General features: G+C 70.6%; 3 protein-coding genes and 1 pseudogene. 1 reads left to right on the top strand and 3 read right to left on the bottom strand.

Annotated elements, in window-relative coordinates:
- The 3 genes from IM632_RS08825 to IM632_RS08815 all read right to left on the bottom strand — a co-directional run.
- Positions 1-816 (bottom strand): cation diffusion facilitator family transporter (locus tag IM632_RS08825; RefSeq protein ID WP_296552240.1); only part of this gene is annotated, 816 nt, incomplete at its 3' end.
- 12 nt (positions 817-828) lie between these two features.
- Positions 829-1557, bottom strand: coding sequence for a DUF374 domain-containing protein (locus IM632_RS08820; protein ID WP_296480157.1), 729 nt, complete (start codon positions 1555-1557; stop codon positions 829-831).
- Positions 1554-3332: an ATP-binding cassette domain-containing protein gene (locus IM632_RS08815; RefSeq protein ID WP_296480155.1), complete on the bottom strand. Its 1779-nt coding sequence runs from the start codon at positions 3330-3332 to the stop codon at positions 1554-1556. The genes IM632_RS08820 and IM632_RS08815 overlap by 4 nt, the downstream gene beginning before the upstream one ends.
- Before the next feature lie 118 nt (positions 3333-3450).
- On the opposite strand from IM632_RS08815, the pseudogene IM632_RS08810 reads away from it, so the two are divergent.
- Positions 3451-3842: pseudogene (locus IM632_RS08810) on the top strand (protein tyrosine phosphatase); the annotation flags it as partial.

The following is a 3842-nucleotide window of genomic DNA, read 5'->3' as shown; positions in this document are numbered from 1 at the left end:
GTGCAGGTCGTGCACCTCGCGGACCCCGGGGCGGGCGGCGAGCCAGGATCGGACCTGCGCCACGTCGATCCCCGGCGGGGCGGCGTCCATGGCCATGGCGGAAGACTCCCGGAGCAGGCCCCAGGCGCCGGACAGGATCACCGCCACGATGACCAGGCTGAGGGCCGGGTCCAGCCACTCAAGTCCGCCGGTCAGCAGCATCAGGCCCGCCGAGACGACCACCGCCGCCGAGACGGCCGCGTCGGCCACCATGTGAAGGAAGGCACCCCGGACGTTGAGGTCGTGCTGCCCGCGCAGAAAGAGAAGGGCGGTCAGGGTGTTGATCACCACGCCGATGGCCGCGGTCACCAGGACGGGTCCGGCGTAGACGGGAGTCGGCGCGGCCAGTCTCTGGACGGCCTCCCAGCCGATGGCGCCGACGGCGGCGACCAGAAGGATCCCGTTGGTGACCGAGGCCATGATGGTCGCCTTGCCCAGGCCGTAGGTGTGCCGGGCGCCCGGGCGGCGGCGCGCCAGGACGGTGGCGCCCCAGGCCAGGATCAGGGCCAGGACGTCGGCGGCGTTGTGGCCGGCGTCGGCCAGGAGGGCCAGCGATCCGGAGACGATCCCGACCCCGGCCTCGACCGCGACGAACCCTGCGTTCAGAAGGATGCCAAGGGCGAAGGCGCCGCCAAAATCCCTGGGAAGGTGGCCATGATGTCCATGCCCGTGATGGGCGTGTCCGGTGTGGGGATGGGCGTGAGGCCCCCGCCAGGCATCCGGACCCGGGTGATCATGGTGGTGATCATGATCGTCGTGGGCGTGATCGTGGGGCATGGGTCCTGTGTCTCACCCGCCGGTCGCCGGATCAACCGGGGCGCGTCCCACCAGGGCTTCGGCCCGGCGGGTGGCGGCCGACATCCGAGCCGACCAGTCGGCCCGCAGTCGGTCGATCTCGGCCTCGCCTGCGTCGGCGGGGACGTGGAATGGCCCCTCCCAGACGCAGACCCCCCGGCCGAACGGGGCGGCGACCATCGCCCGGTCCCATAGGCTCTCCAGTTGCAGGGATGGCGAGACCGCCAGCCCGGTGAGAAAGATGGGCGCCCCCGTGCGCCTTGCGATCTGCAGGGCGCCGGCTGCAATCTCCTCGTTCGGACCGCGGGGGCCGTCCGGGGTGATGATCAGGACGCCGCCGTCGGCCACGTGCTGGACCGCCTCGCGGAAGGCGGCCACCGCCGCCCGCGCCTTGGCCGAGTCGCCCTTCTTGGCGGTCGACATGCGGATGGCCGGGAAGCCGGCGTACTCCAGGGCGAGGGCGACAAACTCGCCATCGGAGGAGGGAGACACCAGGCATCGGCGGCTGTCCTTCCGCCACCAGGTCTCGGCCATGCCCAGGCAGATCGGGATCCGGCCGTGCCAGAACAGGCCGATCGCGCCCTGTCCGGAAGCGAACATGGGTTCCAGGGCCTCAAGGCCCTCGTGCCGCCAGCGCGTGGTGCGACGGATCAGGATCAGGTAGCCGGCGAGAATCCGCCCCAGAACGGCCTGGATCCAGGGCCTGCGCAGGAGTCCCTTCATGCGGGGGCCTCGAGGGTCTCACGGTCGTCGGCGCCGGCCAGGCGCGCGTAGAGGCCGCCGGCGGCCACCAGGGCCTCGTGGGTTCCGCTCTCGGCGATCCTCCCCCGGTCCAGGACATAGATGCGGTCTGCGTTGCGGACCGTGGAGAGTCGGTGGGCCACCAGCAGGGTCGTCCGTCCCTCCATCAGCCTGGCCAGAGCCGCCTGGACCTGGGCCTCGCTCTCCGCATCCAGGGCGCTGGTCGCCTCGTCCAGGAGCAGGATGGGCGCATCCTTGAGGAAGGCCCGGGCAATGGCGATGCGCTGCCGTTGGCCGCCGGACAGTCTCAGGCCGGCCTCCCCCGCCGGGGTGTCGTAGCCCTGCGGCAGGGTGAGGATGAAGTCATGGGCCGCCGCAGCGCGGGCGGCGGACTCGATCTCCTGCTGTGAGGCGTCGGGCCGGGCATAGGCGATGTTGGCGCGGAGGGTGTCGTCGAACAGGAAGGGCTCCTGGGTGACCAGGGCGATTCGTCGTCGGAGCGAGGCCAGGGTCAGGTCGCGCAGGTCCCGCCCGTCCAGCGTCACCCGGCCTCCTGTCACGTCGTAGAAGCGGGGGATCAGGTTCAGAAGGGTGGACTTGCCCCCGCCGGACGGTCCGACCAGGGCCACGGTCTCCCCCCGCTGGACCGTCAGGCTGACGCCCGAAAGGACTTCCGGGCCGTCCCCGTAGGCGAAACGGACGTCTTCGAAGGCCACCCGGCCTTCTCCCCGGGGCGTCTCGACGGCGCCGGGCCGGTCGCCCACCTCAGGCTCGACGTCGAGGGCAGCGTAGAGGCGGCGGGCGGCGGACAGCCCTTCGGAGAAGACGGTCTGCAGGTTGGCCAGCTGACGCAGGGACTGGGAGGCCAGGGCCAGGGCGCCGATGAAGGCCACGAAGGCCCCTGGGTTCATCCCGCCCTCCTGCGACCGCAGGCCCGCCCAGGCCATGACGACGGCGGTGATCAGGGTCATCAGGGTCTCTGTGGCCGGCGCTGCGCGGGCCCGGGCGTTGGCGCCCCGGACCAGGAAGGCTTGCCGCCGGCGCACCACTTCAGCGACCCGGGACTCCTCGAAGGCCTCCCGGTTCTCGATCTTGACCACCCGCACGCCGTCCAGACTTTCCATCACGGCGGTGGACAGGGCGGAGGTCTCGGCCATGGCGCCCTGGGCGGCCTTGGAGGATCCTCGGGCGTAGCGTCGCATGATGAGGCTTGCGACCGGGGCGGCCACAATCAGGGCGAGGGAAAGGACCAGGTCGTTGGAGACCATCACGCTGATCGCCCCGACCACGGTCAGGGCGTGCTGGGTGTAGTTGATTACGCCCGCGGTCGCGGCCTCGCGGATCAGGCCGGCGTCATAGAGGACCGAGGAGACGAAAGACCCCGAATGCTGGGAACGCAGTCTCGCGAGGTCCGCCCGCACAAGCCGGCCGAAGAGCTGGACCTGGATATCGCCGACCACGGCGTTGCCGATCCGGTTCACGAGGGTCGCCTGGAGAACCTGCGCCAGGCCCCTGGCGACGGCGAGGCCTGCGATGGTCAGGGGGATGACGAGGAGAGCGCCAGGCTTGGGCGTCCCCAGAAGGTCGTTGATCGCCGGCTCAAGGATCTGGACCAGCTTGGCGCTGAGGGCGGCGACGACTACGGCGGCGAGGCCTGCGAGGGCCAGGCCCGGCCAGCGGGGCGCAAGGTAGACACGCCAGGTCCTGGCGAGGATCTCGCGGCTGGACAGCCGGTCCGGATCAGCCTGAGCGTTCATTGTGCTGGGGTCGGCTCTTGGGCGGGCGAAGTCAAGATGTCGCCCTTGCGCGGTCCCCCGCGGGCTTTGCTGTGCGGCGCCGGCGCCCTAGATAGGGCTCACACGCAGGAGCCCCGACTTGGCGGAATACGACCTCACGACGCCGAAGGGGCGGCGCAGAGCCTACTTCGACTATCTGTTGAAGGACCATGCCTTCCTGCGCCTGCGGTTTTCCAACGCCCATGCGGTATCGGAAGAGATGTTCCGGGCCAACCAGCCCTGGCCGTTCCAGATCGAAGCCTGGAAGGCGAAGGGAATCCGCACCATCGTCAACCTGCGGGGGGGCTTCGACGCCAGCTTCTACGCCCTGGAGAAGGACGCCTGCGCGCGCCTGGGCCTGAACCTGGTGGACTTTACCATCACTTCCCGCGAGGTCCCCAGCCGCACCCGGGTGCATGGCGCCAAAACCCTGTTCGAGAGCCTGGAGTATCCCGCCCTCATGCACTGCAAGTCCGGGGCGGATCGGGCGGG

The organism is Phenylobacterium sp. (assembly GCF_020402505.1).
Classification (GTDB): domain Bacteria; phylum Pseudomonadota; class Alphaproteobacteria; order Caulobacterales; family Caulobacteraceae; genus Phenylobacterium.
Note: the sequence above shows the minus strand (reverse complement) of the source record. Positions and strands in the feature narration are given on the sequence as shown.

Coding starts and splice junctions, on each gene's coding strand:
- IM632_RS08815 (WP_296480155.1), bottom strand. CDS start 3,332: ATGAACGCTCAGGCTGATCCGGACCGGCTGTCCAGCCGCGAGATCCTC.
- IM632_RS08820 (WP_296480157.1), bottom strand. CDS start 1,557: ATGAAGGGACTCCTGCGCAGGCCCTGGATCCAGGCCGTTCTGGGGCGG.